Raw genomic sequence first — 15,122 nt, forward strand, 5'->3', positions numbered from 1 at the left:
AGATCGCCGTCTCGCGAGTGGTGTCAGGGGCACCTGACGACGAGCACGATCCACTCGCCTACCTGAGCGACGGTCGCCGCGAAAAGGTCGCCTCCCGCATCGAACGGCTGACCGCACCGACTACGAAGCGACGGGAAGCGGCGACGCCGGCCTCTCCGTATGTCCGCTACACCGACGCCGAACTGCGCGCTGCCCGCCGAGCCAGTGTCCAGCGTCGCGGGGAGGATCGCCGGCTGCTGGCCCTGGCCCAGCAGGAACTCGCCCGCATCAGCGGCACCGACTCGGCCGTCTCGGCAGTCGACCAACAGGTCGCCGACATCGAACGCCAGGACCGACAGATCCAGAACGTGCGCGCTGTCCGCACTCACCTCGACGCACTGCGCCACTCCGGTACCGCGACCGCGCAGCAGCTCGCCGCCGCGACCGCCGCGGTGTCGGCGGCCGAAGCCGCGGCACCGCCCGAACGCGACTGGCCGATCATCGAACGCTCCGCACAGTGCAACCGGGCCGCAGCGGCCCGCCACGAACGGGCCCGCGTCCTCGATTCCCAGGCGATCGGCCGCGTCACCGACCGCATCACCCGACTCGGTGAAGGACTGCGCACCGAACACAGCCTCCTCGAGCAGATCGACGCCGAGATCGCCCGCCGCAGGGACGGAGGAACCCGACGACGTAGCGATCTACAGACGAGGCCGGCGGAACCGCACTCGCCGCCCCGCCAGGAGACCGAGCTCGACCCCAGCCGGCACGATCGCGGCCCGGACCTGGACCTGTAAGACCGCCCAGCCCGCCCAGAGGCGAGAAAGGCAAGGAACACAGGCGATGGCTGACCACGACAGGACGCGGCGCGGGCGACCGAACCGCTCCCGCCCGTCCGACCCGACTCCGACATCGCCGCTCCCGCAGCCGGACACCTCGGCCCCGACCTGGGCGCCCGGTGTCCAACACCGCAGACCGTCCCGTGCTCAGGCCACACAGGACGTACTCGACCTCGCGGCGTTCCTCGGCAAGGTCGAGACCGCACGCCGTCAGGGCCGGGTCGCGCCGAGACCGCAGCCCATGCGGGACGTGCTCGGCGCCTTCCGTGGCTTGCCGGCCGCGCAGACCACCATTCAAATCCTCGCTGCCGCTGCGGCAGCGGCAGCGCGGCACGTCGGCGCCGGGTCGGCCGGCGCCTGCAAATGGGAGACGCTGGCGCAGGACAACGCTGCGCGACTCGAGGCCGTACGCGCGCAGCAGCGCCAGCAGGACCAGGCGCGGTATGCGGCCACGCAGATGCCCCCCGAGCAGGTGCGGCCGCGTACCACCGAGCGCGCCCAGGCCGACGCGGAGATGGATCAGCGAGTGTTCGATGCGGCAGCAGCGCTCGCCCTGAGCTACGTCGCGGTCCAGAGCCTGCCTCCATCGACAGACTCGCCGAGCTGTCGCACAAGCACCTTGCTGTGGCCGAGGCGGCCCACGACTACGCCGAGGTGACCGAGACCGTCCAGTCGCCGAGGCAGGTCCCCGACGGCGGAGTGCCTGGGAACATCACCGACAGCGACGTCGAACGACGCCGGGATGACACCGACCACGCGGCCGAGACCAGGATCGATCTCGGCCAGGAGGCCGCCGGCCTCGATGTGCAGCCTTCCGCCGACGTGGTCGACGGCGCCGACATGTCCGACGCACTCGAGCAGGTCGCCGTGCCCCTGCAGAAGGGCGGCACCGATCCGAACACCCTCGGATCGGTACTACAGAGGGCAGGGCGCGGCCTGGCGCCGGCGGTCGGCCCAGTGCACGGAGACGACGACGTCGCCCCACCCTTGTCGCCGGTCGACCTGGCACACCTCGGTCAGGAACTGCTCGACGCCCTGGGCGCGGCCATGAGCGCCCATCCCCGGTCGGTGACCGAGATCCTCAACATCGACCGCGAACCCGCCCGCAGCACCGAGGCCACGTTCGTCCCCGATATGAAGCTCGACCCGGGCCGGGACATGGCAATAACCTGAGCCCGCAAAGACGCGTTCTCGCTGCTCCAGCCGCCGTCGAGGCCACCATCCCAGCGGATACCGGCATCGCTTCGGTTCGGTGATTCTGCACGGGATGACCCGACGGGCGCACCGTCAGCCGAGCCGGTAGCGAGGCCCTGCTCGACGGCGCCTTCGGTCTTCGCGCAAGCGTCGGGCTGTTCCGGCGCCCCGGCTCGAAGTTCCTGGTCGGCCGCAACGAGACCGAGGCACCGGCGCCGCCGCACCCCTACAACCGTGTTGCGTCTATTTCGTTTGCTGCATAAGTTGCGTCGAGAGGAGGTGGGGTATGTCGCCGGTCGAACCTCCCACTGCGGTGGAGCAGGAACAAGCCCGCCAGGCACTGAACGCGTTGCGGGACGTACACCCCGGCGTCGACACGTTCGAGGTCACCGTGGCCGGGACGTCGGAGTCGGTGCCTCTGCCGGGCGCTGCGCTGGAATCGATCCGCGAGGTGTTGGCGACCATGGCTGCCGGCCAGGGGGTGACGGTGGTTCCGGCGCATGCGGAACTGACCACCCAGCAGACCGCCGAACTGCTCAACGTCTCGCGCCCGCACGTGATCACACTCCTCGACGAGGGGCGGATCCGATACCGGCTAGTCGGGCGGCACCGCCGCATCCTGGCCTCCTCGCTGCTCGAGTACCGGCGCACCCAGCAACGCGAGACCCGACGCGCCGCCGACCACCTCGCGGCGCTGTCGGATGATCTCGGCCTGTACTGACGTGCACCGACGTCGAGGACGCGAACGTGCCGGACCCGAACGTGCTGCGGGACGCGGCTGACACCTCCGGCCCCACACCAGGTCTCGGGCATGCTCGGTGGACCGGGGTTCGATCGGCGCCGCGAACAGCTCCTCCACCCGCGCTAACAGTGCGATATACTGTTAGAGATTGTTAGGAGGTGGAGATGGCCACTGTGGAAGACCGCTACCTGGCCGGTGACGTCGACTTCGAAAGCGCCGCCGCCGACGCGCTCGACACCCCGAGCATCGATCGCCGCGATCTGCTGCCCCTGCTGCACGCGCTGCGGGCCGCCAAACACCCCGCAGCGCCCCTGGCCGCCCACGACGCCGATCTCCTCGACGCCGGCGGCGCACCCGAATCGCCCCTCGCGCTGGCCACCGCCGTCGCCGACCGGACCGCCCGGATGCGCCGGCTTCTCGACAGCGCCCTGACCGTCGAGCAGGCCGCCGAACGACTCGGCGGGGTCGGCTCCTCCCGCGTCCGCCAGCGCGTCGGCGACCGCAGCCTGTGGGCGCTCAAACGGGCGAACCGGCTGCTGCTCCCCGCCGTGCAGTTCACCGACGACGGCCAGGTACCCGGCCTCGACGCCGTCCTGCAGGCCCTGCCCGAGGACATGGCGCCCCTGTCGATCCACGGTCTGCTCACGACGCCGCAACCGTCCCTTGTCGTCGACGGGGCGCCGGCCTCGGTTGTGGACTGGCTGCTCACCGGCGGCGCCGTCGCAGACGCGCTGTCGGTCGTCGACCAGTACCTGGCGGCCTGAGCCGCCGATGCCCCCAGCACTGCCCCGCCCGCCGGGCGTGGAGGCGCTCCGCGCGGCCGGGATCACCCCCGACGAATACCTCAGACTCGACACCGACACGATCGTCTGGCGGGTGCATCCCACCCGTGGTGACCACGTCCTGCCATGGAACACCCTGCGCACCTTCGGGCCGGTCCTGCGGTTCGATCCGCACCCGCTGCCGCGCCGCGACCACGCCCGGCACGGGGTCTGGTACGGCGCCGCCGATGTGCCCGGGGCGTTGGCCGAGGCGTTCCAGACCACCCGGGTAATCGATACCCGCACCCGCGTCCCCTACCTGACCGCGGTGCGGTTCACCCGTCCTCTTCACCTGCTCGACGTGGCCGCCCACGGGCCCGGCCGATGGCCCACGCGCGTCGGCGCGAACTTCGCACTCTCGACCGCCGCACACGGCATCGCCCAGCACTGGGCGCGCACCATCCGCGCCGCCCACCCGGACCTCGACGGGCTCGCCTACCGCGGCCGGTTCGCCGGTGGGCTGTGCCTCGCCCTCTTCACACCCGCCGCCCGGGCGTTCCCGGAGCAGCCCGAGATGACCATCCCCCTCGACCATCCGGGATTCGCCTCCCGATTGGCCGGAGCTGCCGACCGAATCGGCTACACGATCGAATAACCGTCCGATCCCCTCGAGCGCTGTGCTCGCCCGCCCCGCCCTGCCCGTCTCGCTACCTTCTTCGTGGTCCCGCACCCGCGGGGTTACGGTCGCCAAGTTCGGTATGACTTCTTGCCTTCTGTCCCTTGAATGATCCGGGGGGTGTCGCCGAGCCTAGTGACGTCGATGGATTGCTGAAAGGCCTCCGATCAACGCAACTCGTCAAGCTGCTGTCTGTTCGGCACGATCGGCAGAGCCGAGGAAATCCTCACCGCACTCGATGCCCAAACCGTGACAGTGCCAGGCAGCAACGCCGCCGAGATCGTCCTGCCGAAACTGGCCGACTCGTTGAAAGAGATTCTGCAACAGCGCAAGAGCATCGCCGATGATGTCGAGAGGATGCTCGACGACCACCCTCTTTCCAAAGTCCTGATGTCAATGCCCGGCATCGGCATCAGGACTGCAGCGCGCATCCTGCTCGAAGTCGGTGACGCCTCGGCGTTCGCATCGGCGGCGCACCTGGCCGCCTACGCGGGCATCGCCCCAGTGACCCATCGTTCCGGATCGTCGATCCGCGGCGAGCACCCCACACGGTCGGGCAACCGCAAGCTGAAACGGGCTTTGTTCCTGTCCGCGTTCGCCGCGTTGCACGACCCAATCAGCCGTGCCTACTACGACCGCAAACGCGCCGAAGGCAAGAAGCACAACGCCGCCCTGATCTGCCTTGCACGCCGTCGTTGCGACGTGCTCTACGCCATGCTCAAGAACAAGACCTTCCACCGCACCCCGCCACTGCAGCGGCCTTACAGCAAACATAGGGACACCCCCTTACCTCGGACAGCTGTACCCGGGAACACACCGGGCATCCCGGGAACACCGCGGTCGACGGAACAGCTTCCGACCTGTTGACCGCACGTGAACGGGGGTGGTTCACCGGCCCGCTCTGTCGTTCTGCTCCAAAATCACGGCGAGCACGCCGGCGGGGACAGGTTCGTCAGGCATGGCCGGCAATCCCATGAGGCTGCGATCCGATGTGGCATTGGCCATCGGCCCGGTGTCGCCGTCGAGGATGACCCGCAGGTGCGGCTCGAGGTGCTGCATCCACCACGAGGACATCGCCGAGCCCGAGTCGGACACTCGGGCTTCTTCCCACGCGTGGTGCAGAGCGGTCAGGCGGGCGACGACTTCGGGGTACGCCCACCGCCGCGGGTTCCAGGGCGGGCTCCTGTCTTTGTAGCTGATCTTGTGACGGATTGTTGGCAGTGATTTCGGAAAATATTAATTTCCGTAGCGGGCAGAAATACTGTCGAGGTAGCTGTCCGGACCAGCTACGGCCTCGCCCCCGTGACGCGTACTCTGTCCACCTTCGCATATTTGGGCAGGCTTCCCGAGGTACGAGCCGATACCCCACTCTCCGAGAGAAGCTCGATCGCGCCGCCGAACACCTACATGTGAGGTTGTACGTGAACCATCACGTCAGAGCGTACGCGGGCAGTTGGAAGCGAGTGGGTCAGCAGACGGCTCTTCGGGGCCGAAATCGAAAAGTGGGATCTGGTCGTCGATTCTGCTCATCGACTCACCACTGCCGCCCTTTTTCGATCCCCCGGACCCGTCTCCGAGCCGAGCCTACCGGAGCTCGAGTGCATCGATGAGCTTGCGACGCTCATCGTCGGTGAAATGCTTACGCACAGCCGCGGCAAGCACATCCGGATCAGCCCCCAGTCGCTTGAGCGCTTGAGCAACCTTGTCCACCGGCTCAAGCTTGCTCGCAGGCTCTTTCGGCTGCGACTCTTCGGTTTCCGAACTCTCTGCCTCGGCCACCTCGGGCTCCGACTCGGGATTCTGGGCCGCTTCCCATGCCAGGACTTGCTCCTCGAGCGGAACTCGGGCCAGAGATCGGGCTTGCCGAACAGCGAGATCGCCTGCGCGCAAAGCTGCTTGAAGCTCGGGCGCGAGTTTGAGCAGGGCGCGACGCTGAGAGACCCAGCCTTTGGAGCGGCCGAGTTTCTTCGCTGCTGCGTCCGCGCTGCCGAACTCGGAGACCATCAACTCGACTGCCTTGGCTTCTTCGAGAACATCGAAGTCACGACGGTCGATGTTCTCACTTGTTGCAGCCCAAAGAATTTCGCCCTTGTCGACGGCAATGCTGTCGCGCAGCACAACGTCGAGTCCGGGGCGGCCGTATTTCTGGGCGGCAGCGAGCCGGCGGTTGCCGTTGACGACGATGAACTGCGCTGTGCCGATTTCATCTTCGTCTTCGGGCCACAGTTTCAGCCAGGCTGTGCGGCTGACGACGGTTCCGGGTTGCAGCTGCCGGTCGGTGATGGTGGCCAGATCCGACAGGTCTCCGAGTTCGTCACGGGGATTTCTCGGGTTGGCGATGAGCTGGTCAACCGGAACATCGGCGAGCAGTTGGCCCTCGAGAGGCTCGATCGTGGTCTTCTCAGGTGCGGGGGTGCGCTTGCGGTCTACCGGAGAATTGTCGCCCACTGCTCCGACAAGAGAGGCGAAGTTCGCGCGCCCGCCCTTGGGCGGCATCAGCGACCACCGTCCGCGAGCTCAAGGCTGAGCTTGTAGAAGTCCTCCCGTGCCTGCAGAGAGACGCGGTTGGCTTCGTATTCGGTGACAACACGACCTTCGGCTGCAGCGCGGGTATGGACCTTGTAGTGTCGCACCACTGTTCGTGCGAGAGGCCATCCGTTGGCTTGGACGAACTCGCGAGTCTGCTCGAGATCGACCTTGCCGTCCCGGGGATCCCAATTGTTGACCACGACAATGAATTTCTTGCCGAGGGGTTCGATGACCTGCTTGATGGTGCGAGCAGTGGGATCGAAGCAGAGCGGTTCGGGTTCGATGGGAACGATGACCAGATCGGCGACTTCGAGGACGGCGCGCAGGGCGTCGGCGGAACTGCCGGTTCCGAGGATGTCGGTGCCGTCGTCCGCGCCGGACAGGTCGATCCAACCCGGGGTGTCGACGTAGACGTGCTTGATGCCGGGAAGCTTGTCGAGATTGCGGAGCACGTCGAGGTTGTCGTGGACCTGGTCGATCAGAAACGGCAGTTCTTCGACGCGAGAGGCCCACCAGACTGCGGAGCCCTGGGGGTCCACTGAGATTGCTGCTACCGGGGACTGGACGTCGTCGTCACCTGCGGTGAGAACATCCGCTTTGACCGCGGCGAGGTTCATTGTGAGGGTGGATTTTCCGACGCCACCCTTTTGGTTGAGCATGACATGGACAGCCATGGGTTACCTCCGTATGCTTCACCCCACGGTGGGGCTACTTCGGACTCGCATCGCCATCCTCTGACGGAGATGACGATTGCGCCTGCACCACTGTAACGGTTTCGATGCAGCTCTATGAGGCGCGCAACTCGTACAATAGACCCTTACAGGTCTACTGAACAAGCTTTCGCCGTACCATCTCAGATGTGCTTCGCTACCTGACTTTGCACGAGGTTGCCGACCGTGTCGGCATCACTTACAACACCGCCAAGGGCTATCTGCGGAAAGGCATTCTGCCGCAAGCTGATGCGTCGATCGGACTCCGGTTCGGTTGGCTTCCTGAGACTGTCGACGCGTGGATGGAAACGCGGCCAGGTCGAGGTCGAGGGGTACACAAGGGCACTCCCTCACCTCGGGTCCGCCTGGTTTCTAGGCCGAAAGATCTTTGATCGCTTCGGCGTGTCGCCGGCGTCGTCGTGAAGGGGTCATGCAGGAGGCGGAACACAGTGGGGATTTTGTCATTCTTAGGGTACTCAGACCCCGACACTATTTCGTCACTGTGACGAGGTCTTTAGCTATCGTATGCCGAGCTCGACGAGAACCTGCACGATGCTTCTCTTTTCGACGATAGAGGTTGGGATGCCCTGACCGAAACGGCTGGAGATTGACCGAGATTCCGGTTCTCCCCGCGCTGAAGGCCGCTCGTCGCATTCTTCTTCGACTCCTGTCGACGCTGTGTTCTGAAGGAGTGGTTTACCGCGGTAAATGCTGCAGATCCTGACGTTGAGCTCCGCCCATTGGCGAAGGTAGTCAGGAGATCCATGATCGCCATGGCGCTGCTCTGCTGGGCGTAAGACCGATGCTTCATGTGCAGTGCCCGTTGTGGCACGGCCTGCCTTAGCGATTGAACAAGACAGCAAGCGCGAGGCCCTCGGCTTCTGTGATGGTTACGGCTAGGTAGTAGCGTGGGGCCATCACCGGTGGCGTATCCGAGCTGCAGCGGGACGCTGGTTTTACACCTCGTCCCCACCGGAACCCGTTAACGGACCCACCTGGCGGGCTGGATTGGGGGTTGAATTAGAAGGGAATGACCGCTGCAGTGGCCGGAGAATGAGAGCCTGTTTACCGCGGTAAACAGGGTGATCGTCGGTGGCTTCGTGTTTACCGCGGTAAACAGGGTGATCGTCGGTGGCTTCGTGTTTACCGCGGTAAACAGGGTGATCGTCGGTGGCTTCGTGTTTACCGCGGTAAACAGGGTTAATCGTGGCATACCACAGATTCGAAGGACGCTGACTATATCAACTGACGTCGGACGACAGCGGGGGTCGCTCCGAGTCTCTTCGGCGGTTTACCATGGTCAACCCAGTGCGTAAACAGAGCTTCGCGCGGATTGTTCAGTAGACATTACAACCGCGCGACTATCCTCGCCCCGCCCTGTCCCCATCCCTTCGTTGGCCGAGCTTCGTGTCCCGAGCTTCTTGCCCCTCGTGACTCACTGTTTACCGCGGTAAACGAGGAACTCGCGAGCAATTATGGTCCGCCAATGAACTTCCCTCGGTTTACCGCGGTAAACAACGGCGCCAGTATCCGCTGGTTCGAACGGGCAACGTGCCAGTTTCATTAGCATCGTCGGGGCGCTGGTTTACCGCGGTAAACCATCTGGTTCCCCGGATGAAGCGCAGCCATGTTTCCACATACCACACCGGGCACCACGGACCGATGATTCTGCCGCAGTCGGCAACCAGCAGGCAGCCAAGAAACGTCCCATTGGGCAGGAATATCGGCAGGAAACCCCTGCTTCAGCGCGCTTAAACGATCCTCGGGGACGAGGGAGTTCTTGTCGGCGGTTCACTGCAGTAAACAACACCGGTGCGTTGAGGTGCAGTCGGAGCGAACGCCAGCCTGAGGTCCGAGTGGGGCCTCCGACTTCAGCTCTGCAAATAGGGACCTGGGCTGCGACTGGTCGATTCACGAGTTTTCATGCCCAGGCGGGAGGAGCGGGACATACGTGGTTTACCGCGGTAAACCCGCGTTGGTCAAACCACACCCCTAAGGATGCTCACGAGACACTCTGGCCGAGTAACGACGACAAAGGAGGGGGAGCGGCGACACTCCCCGCCGGGTTACAAGGGGAGAAGAGGGGGGTGCGGTTTACCGCGGTAAACCGTCGCCCGAAGTTGACTATCGAACGATGAATCCGAACCGATGCGTACAATTGCGATCTTGAGGAGCGAGCTATGAAGACACCGACGACCATCCTGTTTACGGCGGTAAACAGGAAGACGCCGACGATCACCACAAACATCCCCAAAACGGCTGAGTCTCATTCGAGACGCGCATTTGGCTCGCATTGGCCGCCCTCCGGTTCACTGCGATCCCTAGGCTCATGAGAGAGCACGATGGTGATGACCATCACCGATGGCTGGGACCTGCAATGAATCGCCGGTGGCAGAAGCGGGGGAACAGGGGCGAGGTTTACCGCGGTAAACCGCATCCCGGACTCCTCCGCGGGGACCTGTCTCGGCAGCGTCTCGCTCCGCAGCGCAAGGAGATCCTCACGGGTTTACCGCGGTAAACCGCGGGTACGCCCTGATCGCTGCGCCGCACACCGCTCGATGCATAGATCCATGTCCATTCAAATGAGTCAGCTGACGGCAGTGCTCATGCTTGTCGTCAGCTAATACGCTCCCGGGTTGTTTCCCTGAAACGTCCTTCTTGCAGCAGACTGCGGATCCGAGCCATTGCGGCAAGCCGAACGCTTTCCGATGCGGTCTTCTCAGCTTGTTCCGCCCTAACGAATGAAGCTGTTTGACGTTCGGCATCGCGGTGTCGTTTCGCCGCCTTGGCGCGTTCGGTAGGGGAGGGGTGTGACCAGTCAATTGCGGCGAGCCTCCACCGAAGGTATCGAACCGGATGCTTCAACGAATCCCGTGTAGGCCAGGTCCATCCTCGTCGGCGAGTGTCTTCGTTGAGGACAAGTGCGATATCGCGGCCAGTCCATCGCTCAGGATCGACGTAATGGTCCCTGAGAGCCTCGCAGACGGATCCGATGTGCTCGCCAGTGTCTAGACATGGAGCGTGTGCAATTAGGCCCGCCGCAGCCTTTTGGAGGCTGATGGAGCGCGGTTCTCGGGGTTGTTCTTGTGAGTTATCGAACCTGCGCGCGCTCGCGCGCGTTGTCTTGTACTTCTTAACAGAAGTACAAGTGTCAAAAGATAGAGCAACAGATTGGGGGCCATGGTCATGGTTCTGTGGACAACGCAGGCGACGAGGTTTGCTGGCTGTTGCGGAGGTCCTGGTGCAGCCCCGCGCGAGGGACGTCGTCTGGGCCGTGCGATCGCGTGTGCTCCGAAGAACGACTGCCTTGGGAGAGAGCAGTGCCCAGACGCTGGTGGCCTTGATCTGTTTACGTCCATGATGCGCTTCAGCCGCCCACTGTTCGAGTGTGTGCAGGAAACGCCCTCGGACCATTTCGCGGGCTAGGCCGAGTTCAGCCAGGACTCGACGAGTGCGCTTGAGAACAGTGACGGAAACCCCTGCGCGTTCTGCGAGTACCTCGCGGGACGCTGTGACGCGCCGGCCTGTCCGCAGGTCCGCGAACGATGCCATGGTCACCGCGACGGCAAAGACCCGTTCGGGGTCGGCGTGATGGTGCCGGCATAGGCTTCTGCCTTCCTCCCGGTTGAGCATTTCGCGGACCTGCCGTTGCCACTGTGCGCGTCCTGACCAAATGGGGGTTTTGGATTGTAATTGTGGCGAGACAGGAATTGACCACGTGCGGCCGCGCTGGTCGCTTTCCTCATTAATTATCTCGACGCGTTCGATATTCTCTTTAGCGCGGGACACGGCGTCGGAAAATTGGATATCGACGTAATCGGAGATAGGACAACCGACAGATATTCTCTCCGGATGTGTGGTTTGCTCCGCGGAGGTCGTCGAAAAGGTTGTTTGCTGTTCAGGGCATGGGGTACCCTGAGACGTATCAGGCATGATAAGCCCCTTCAGGGAATCGGGGATCTCGGCAAGGAAATCCCTGGTGACAGCGCAAAACGGAGTCGAAGCGGCAACTTCGGCTCCAAAATGACACCTAACGGTGAGGATGAAAATCAACACTGTTAGGTGTAGGATTTCTGGTCGATCTCGGCAAAGTTCGACCGAATGACGAGCCCCCGCAAGGGGGCTTTGTCATGTGCTGTCCAAGCGTCATGTAGTTGTGTGCGATGGGTACTGTTCGATCTCCTCCGGTCGGTTTATATTCCTGGTAGTAATTTCATCATAAGATCCTCCTCGTGTCGCCTACCGACTCGAATTTGTTTTCTTGGGTCGAAGGTATGCACGCCGTGGGCGGAAACGTAGACGGGAGGTAATTACGAATCGTGCCTTCAGGTGCAGGATTCCGGACAGCCCGGTGAAATTAGGGGGTAGGAGTCGGGTCTAGCGTCTACTGCCCCGCCGCCAGGGCACAGGCCTCTTCGGGGGATGCGGTGGCCGCGCTGAGGGTGGCTCGCGGGGACGGTCTGGTCTGGTTTGGTTCTTGGGGTTCGTGCCGAAGGCATGGTGCGGGGCGGCGAGGGGAGTGGCCCGCTATCGTCGAGGGTGTCCTGGCGAAGAGGCAGGAAAGTGAGGCCGGGAGCCCGCACGTTGTGCGTGGTCGCCCGGCCTGTGCGCTTGTCTACGGCACCCGAGCCGCGGTGACCAGCGAGTCGATCGCGTGCCGCAGCTGCCCGCCGGCGGTGTAGGCGTACGCGATCAGGTCCGCGGCCCCCAGCAACTCGTGCGCGTGCCGGCGGTCCACCATCGCCCGCACCGTCGTGGGCGCCCCGATGTGGGAGAGAGCGCCGGTGAGCGCCGCGAGATCCTGCTTGTCCTGGGCATACGATTCGACCAGGATGCGGCGCGCCCCGAGCTCAGCGCTGTGCACCCCCAACGCCGCCAGCAACTGGTCACGGACCTGCCGGTGCGGACGGCCGGCGATCGGCGCGGCGAACAGGTGGGCCTGCCGGATCGGTGGTGTGCGGCCTCGAGCGTCCGCATCGTTGGGCGGGCCGCAGTCAGATCCTCGGAAGGCACCACCACGCGCAGATCAGATAGTGCGTGGTCTTCGCCTGGTCGACGAAGATCTCCACGGTTGCCCGTCGCACCTTCTTCCTCCGGTATCCGGCCCACGGCATTGTCGCCGATCCCCGTCGTCGATCCCCGTCGCCGATCACTACAGCCCGCCCTCGCATCCGCCGGTAGTCCGCGACCTGCCCGGTCTGGACCGGCTTTTCCGCCGAGCCCCACTGAATGCCGGGGCCGGTCCTGCCGGCACGGCCCACGCACGGCTCCCAACCTGGCCGGAGCCTCCTCGGCGCGCCTCCCGGGGAATCCGCGGCGCCTCGGCTACCGTTGCGGCAGCTCACGAGTTGCGGGGCGAGAGCGTCCCCGGTCATTGAAGGGGCGCCCGGCATGGAGACCGACGAACAGCTGCACCAGTGGGCGTGGCAGCTGCGCCACGACGGCCACGACTGGAGCGAGGTCGCCACCGAACTCGGCTGCACCGAAGACCTCGCCCGCGCCATGGCCGACCGGCACCGCCGCGACACCGAAACCCAGGCCCAGGCCGCCCAATTTTCCCTGTTCGACCTGTAGCCCCAACCCGCATCGGGCCCTGACGCGACCACCCGGGACGCTCCTCGGGGCCGGCCGGCAACGTCGGGACGCGCACCGCCGTCCGCAGTCGAACCGCTGTTCTTTGTCCCCCGAGAGGGGCGCATCCGCACCGCTCGGAGAGCGACACGAATACGCCCAGCGGGCGCAGCGAGCCGCACCCGCCACGGGCGGTATCGACTGCTTCTTCGAAAGGCCGCAGCTCCGGCATGCCCGTCGGCGGTCACGAGCGGTCGGGCCGTGGCCGTCTCCCGGCACCGATTCGAACGTTGTAACGCTATATAACGCGCCGATGTGGATGGCTCCGGTCGTGCGTCGTGGCCTCATACCGGCCTGGTGATCCCTGCCGCGCATTCTCCGACCGGCCAAGACCCTGTGGGTCAGGCCGGCTCCGCTGTGGCCGCCGCACCCGTATGGGCCCGACCTGCCGCCGATCCGGCGCCCAGTCGTCACAGCACCGGTCCGGCGCAGAGGAAAGAGACGAGCTGCCGCGACACTGAGACGACGAACCCACCCCCGAAGCCCCTATCCGCCGCCTGCGATAGCAGTACCCTGCGGCTTGACCGATCTCCAACTCGGTATCGCCGTCGGTATCCGAATGTGCGTCGCCTTCCGCTTCCCGCAACCTCCTGCGATCCCCGTATCCGTGGGTCCGCATGTGCCCGAGACCCCCCGTGCGAGGGATGGTCCGGGGACGCACCACCGACCCACACTGGATGCACGGATCACAAGGTTCGCCCCACGCAAGGCCGGGACACGGGAGCTCCGTCATGAGTCGGACTGTTCACGCCGAAATGGTTTTTCCCTTCGACCCCGATCAGACCTGGGACCTATTTTTCGCGGATCAGGGGCAGCGTCTGGTGAACCTGTCGAAACAGGTTGCGGCGGTACGCGACTATCACATCCGCGCCGACGGTACACCCCGGTATTCGATGGTCCTGCGCACCGGTCCGCTGACCGTGCAGGGCACGTCGGACTACACCGTGTTCGATCGTCCGCGGCGCACCGTCAATGCCGTACTCAGCAAGCCTTTCGGGGGTGTCTACGAGATGCGCTTCGAACCGGTGGTGTCGGGCACCTGTGTGCGTACCCGGTGGAGGGTGGAGGCGACGACGCGGCTGGGGGGACTGATGTTGCCGGTGGTTGCTCCGCTACTTGCCCGGGCGCTACGCGCGGATCTTGCGACGATCGCGCACCGCGCACGCAACGAACGCTTGTGCGGATCCTGACGGGTCGGCACCGATCTCGACAAGGGGGCCATCATGCGACCTCATCGAATGCTCCGCTTGCTGGGACTTTTCCTCGCGGCCTGCGTCACGGCGGCCGGGTGCAGCGCGGCCGCCGCCGGACCGCCGGAAACTCGCACATACTACGGTTCGTTCCAGAATGTCGGTCACGGGACGGCCAGAACATACGCCACGGTGACTGCACAGGGTGACCCGACCGCTGTCGGTATCCGGATGTCTGCCGCTGCCTTGGAGGGACTTCCCGACCAGGCTGCGATGGTCATGCTGGACCTGCCGGGCCAGGCATCGGCGACGGTGTTCGACCACGTCATGCTCAACTGGAACCCGCACGGACACGAACCCGAAATCCTGTTCGGAAAACCGCATTTCGACATGCACTTCTACATGACCGACATGTCCTCGACCATGGAGATCGATCCTGCCACACCGGAGTACGCGGCCCGCGCCACACACCTGCCGGACGGGAAGTACATCCCCCGCGATTACATCACCCCGCCCGGCCCGCTCGCATCCCAGCTGGCGGTGCCGTTCATGGGCGTGCACTGGATGGACGCGACCGCCGGGATGATCCCCGGTGTCTACGACTTCACCCAGACGTTCATCAACGGATCCTGGGACGGGAACTACACCTTCATGGAGCCGATGATGACTCGCGCCTGGCTGCTCACCAGGCCGACGATGCAGGAGGACATCAAGCAGCCGCAGGCCTACCAGCACACCGCCTATTACCCCACCGTCTACAGCGTCCGATTCGACCACGCGGCCCAGGAAGTCGACGTCGCTCTCGGAGAAATGATCTTGCGCCAGAAATCGTGACCCCCGAGCACATGCCCAGTGCTGCACCCCACCGTAC

General features: G+C 64.8%; 13 protein-coding genes and 1 pseudogene. 10 read left to right on the top strand and 4 right to left on the bottom strand.

Features of this window, described 5'->3' with window-relative positions; genetic code table 11:
• The first annotated feature begins 20 nt into the window (after positions 1–20).
• The 7 genes and pseudogenes from G6039_RS12030 to G6039_RS12055 form a co-directional block, all read left to right on the top strand.
• Positions 21–776, top strand: a complete 756-nt coding sequence (locus tag G6039_RS12030) for a hypothetical protein (protein ID WP_152103989.1) — start codon at positions 21–23, stop codon at positions 774–776.
• A 46-nt stretch (positions 777–822) separates the two neighbouring features.
• Positions 823–1,476 carry a hypothetical protein gene (locus G6039_RS30565; protein WP_241258760.1) on the top strand — a complete coding sequence of 218 codons (654 nt, stop codon included), beginning with the start codon at positions 823–825 and terminating at the stop codon, positions 1,474–1,476.
• On the top strand, positions 1,443–1,991 hold the full coding sequence (locus G6039_RS30570; RefSeq protein ID WP_235194075.1) for a hypothetical protein: 549 nt from the start codon (positions 1,443–1,445) through the stop codon (positions 1,989–1,991). The genes G6039_RS30565 and G6039_RS30570 overlap by 34 nt, the downstream gene beginning before the upstream one ends.
• Positions 1,992–2,298: 307 nt before the next feature.
• Positions 2,299–2,733 (top strand): helix-turn-helix domain-containing protein, encoded by a 435-nt coding sequence (locus G6039_RS12040; RefSeq protein ID WP_043800213.1) that lies wholly within the window; start codon positions 2,299–2,301, stop codon positions 2,731–2,733.
• 185 nt (positions 2,734–2,918) lie between these two features.
• A complete protein-coding gene (locus G6039_RS12045; RefSeq protein ID WP_043800212.1) occupies positions 2,919–3,518 on the top strand; it encodes a hypothetical protein in 600 nt (199 codons plus the stop codon).
• Between the two features lie 7 nt (positions 3,519–3,525).
• Positions 3,526–4,170, top strand: coding sequence for an RES family NAD+ phosphorylase (locus G6039_RS12050; RefSeq protein WP_174824804.1), 645 nt, complete (start codon positions 3,526–3,528; stop codon positions 4,168–4,170).
• Between the two features lie 234 nt (positions 4,171–4,404).
• Positions 4,405–4,938: pseudogene (locus tag G6039_RS12055) on the top strand (transposase); the annotation flags it as partial.
• Between the two features lie 141 nt (positions 4,939–5,079).
• Here the strand turns inward: G6039_RS12055 and G6039_RS12060 are convergent.
• The 4 genes from G6039_RS12060 to G6039_RS12075 form a co-directional block, all read right to left on the bottom strand.
• Positions 5,080–5,412, bottom strand: coding sequence for a DUF4913 domain-containing protein (locus G6039_RS12060; RefSeq protein WP_080688566.1), 333 nt, complete (start codon positions 5,410–5,412; stop codon positions 5,080–5,082).
• A gap of 363 nt (positions 5,413–5,775) precedes the next feature.
• A complete protein-coding gene (locus G6039_RS12065) occupies positions 5,776–6,687 on the bottom strand; it encodes a ParB/RepB/Spo0J family partition protein (RefSeq protein ID WP_080688565.1) in 912 nt (303 codons plus the stop codon).
• Positions 6,687–7,394, bottom strand: a complete 708-nt coding sequence (locus tag G6039_RS12070; protein WP_080688564.1) for a ParA family protein — start codon at positions 7,392–7,394, stop codon at positions 6,687–6,689. The genes G6039_RS12065 and G6039_RS12070 overlap by 1 nt, the downstream gene beginning before the upstream one ends.
• A gap of 4,651 nt (positions 7,395–12,045) precedes the next feature.
• Positions 12,046–12,294 carry a hypothetical protein gene (locus tag G6039_RS12075; RefSeq protein WP_152103990.1) on the bottom strand — a complete coding sequence of 83 codons (249 nt, stop codon included), beginning with the start codon at positions 12,292–12,294 and terminating at the stop codon, positions 12,046–12,048.
• Between the two features lie 527 nt (positions 12,295–12,821).
• On the opposite strand from G6039_RS12075, the gene G6039_RS12080 reads away from it, so the two are divergent.
• The 3 genes from G6039_RS12080 to G6039_RS12090 all read left to right on the top strand — a co-directional run bounded on the left by G6039_RS12080 (position 12,822) and on the right by G6039_RS12090 (position 15,085).
• Positions 12,822–13,004, top strand: a complete 183-nt coding sequence (locus G6039_RS12080; protein ID WP_043800203.1) for a hypothetical protein — start codon at positions 12,822–12,824, stop codon at positions 13,002–13,004.
• 788 nt (positions 13,005–13,792) lie between these two features.
• Positions 13,793–14,251, top strand: coding sequence for an SRPBCC family protein (locus G6039_RS12085; protein ID WP_043800200.1), 459 nt, complete (start codon positions 13,793–13,795; stop codon positions 14,249–14,251).
• A 48-nt stretch (positions 14,252–14,299) separates the two neighbouring features.
• Positions 14,300–15,085 (top strand): DUF5602 domain-containing protein, encoded by a 786-nt coding sequence (locus G6039_RS12090; protein WP_235194074.1) that lies wholly within the window; start codon positions 14,300–14,302, stop codon positions 15,083–15,085.
• Positions 15,086–15,122 lie beyond the last annotated feature (37 nt).

The organism is Rhodococcus aetherivorans (assembly GCF_011058165.1).
Taxonomy (GTDB): domain Bacteria; phylum Actinomycetota; class Actinomycetes; order Mycobacteriales; family Mycobacteriaceae; genus Rhodococcus; species Rhodococcus aetherivorans.

Excerpts from the sequence above, each read along its gene's own strand:
- G6039_RS30565 (WP_241258760.1), top strand. The coding sequence starts at position 823 with ATGGCTGACCACGACAGGACGCGGCGCGGGCGACCGAACCGCTCCCGC.
- G6039_RS12040 (WP_043800213.1), top strand. The coding sequence starts at position 2,299 with ATGTCGCCGGTCGAACCTCCCACTGCGGTGGAGCAGGAACAAGCCCGC.
- G6039_RS12045 (WP_043800212.1), top strand. The coding sequence starts at position 2,919 with ATGGCCACTGTGGAAGACCGCTACCTGGCCGGTGACGTCGACTTCGAA.
- G6039_RS12050 (WP_174824804.1), top strand. The coding sequence starts at position 3,526 with ATGCCCCCAGCACTGCCCCGCCCGCCGGGCGTGGAGGCGCTCCGCGCG.
- G6039_RS12065 (WP_080688565.1), bottom strand. The coding sequence starts at position 6,687 with ATGCCGCCCAAGGGCGGGCGCGCGAACTTCGCCTCTCTTGTCGGAGCA.
- G6039_RS12070 (WP_080688564.1), bottom strand. The coding sequence starts at position 7,394 with ATGGCTGTCCATGTCATGCTCAACCAAAAGGGTGGCGTCGGAAAATCC.
- G6039_RS12080 (WP_043800203.1), top strand. The coding sequence starts at position 12,822 with ATGGAGACCGACGAACAGCTGCACCAGTGGGCGTGGCAGCTGCGCCAC.
- G6039_RS12085 (WP_043800200.1), top strand. The coding sequence starts at position 13,793 with ATGAGTCGGACTGTTCACGCCGAAATGGTTTTTCCCTTCGACCCCGAT.
- G6039_RS12090 (WP_235194074.1), top strand. The coding sequence starts at position 14,300 with ATGCTCCGCTTGCTGGGACTTTTCCTCGCGGCCTGCGTCACGGCGGCC.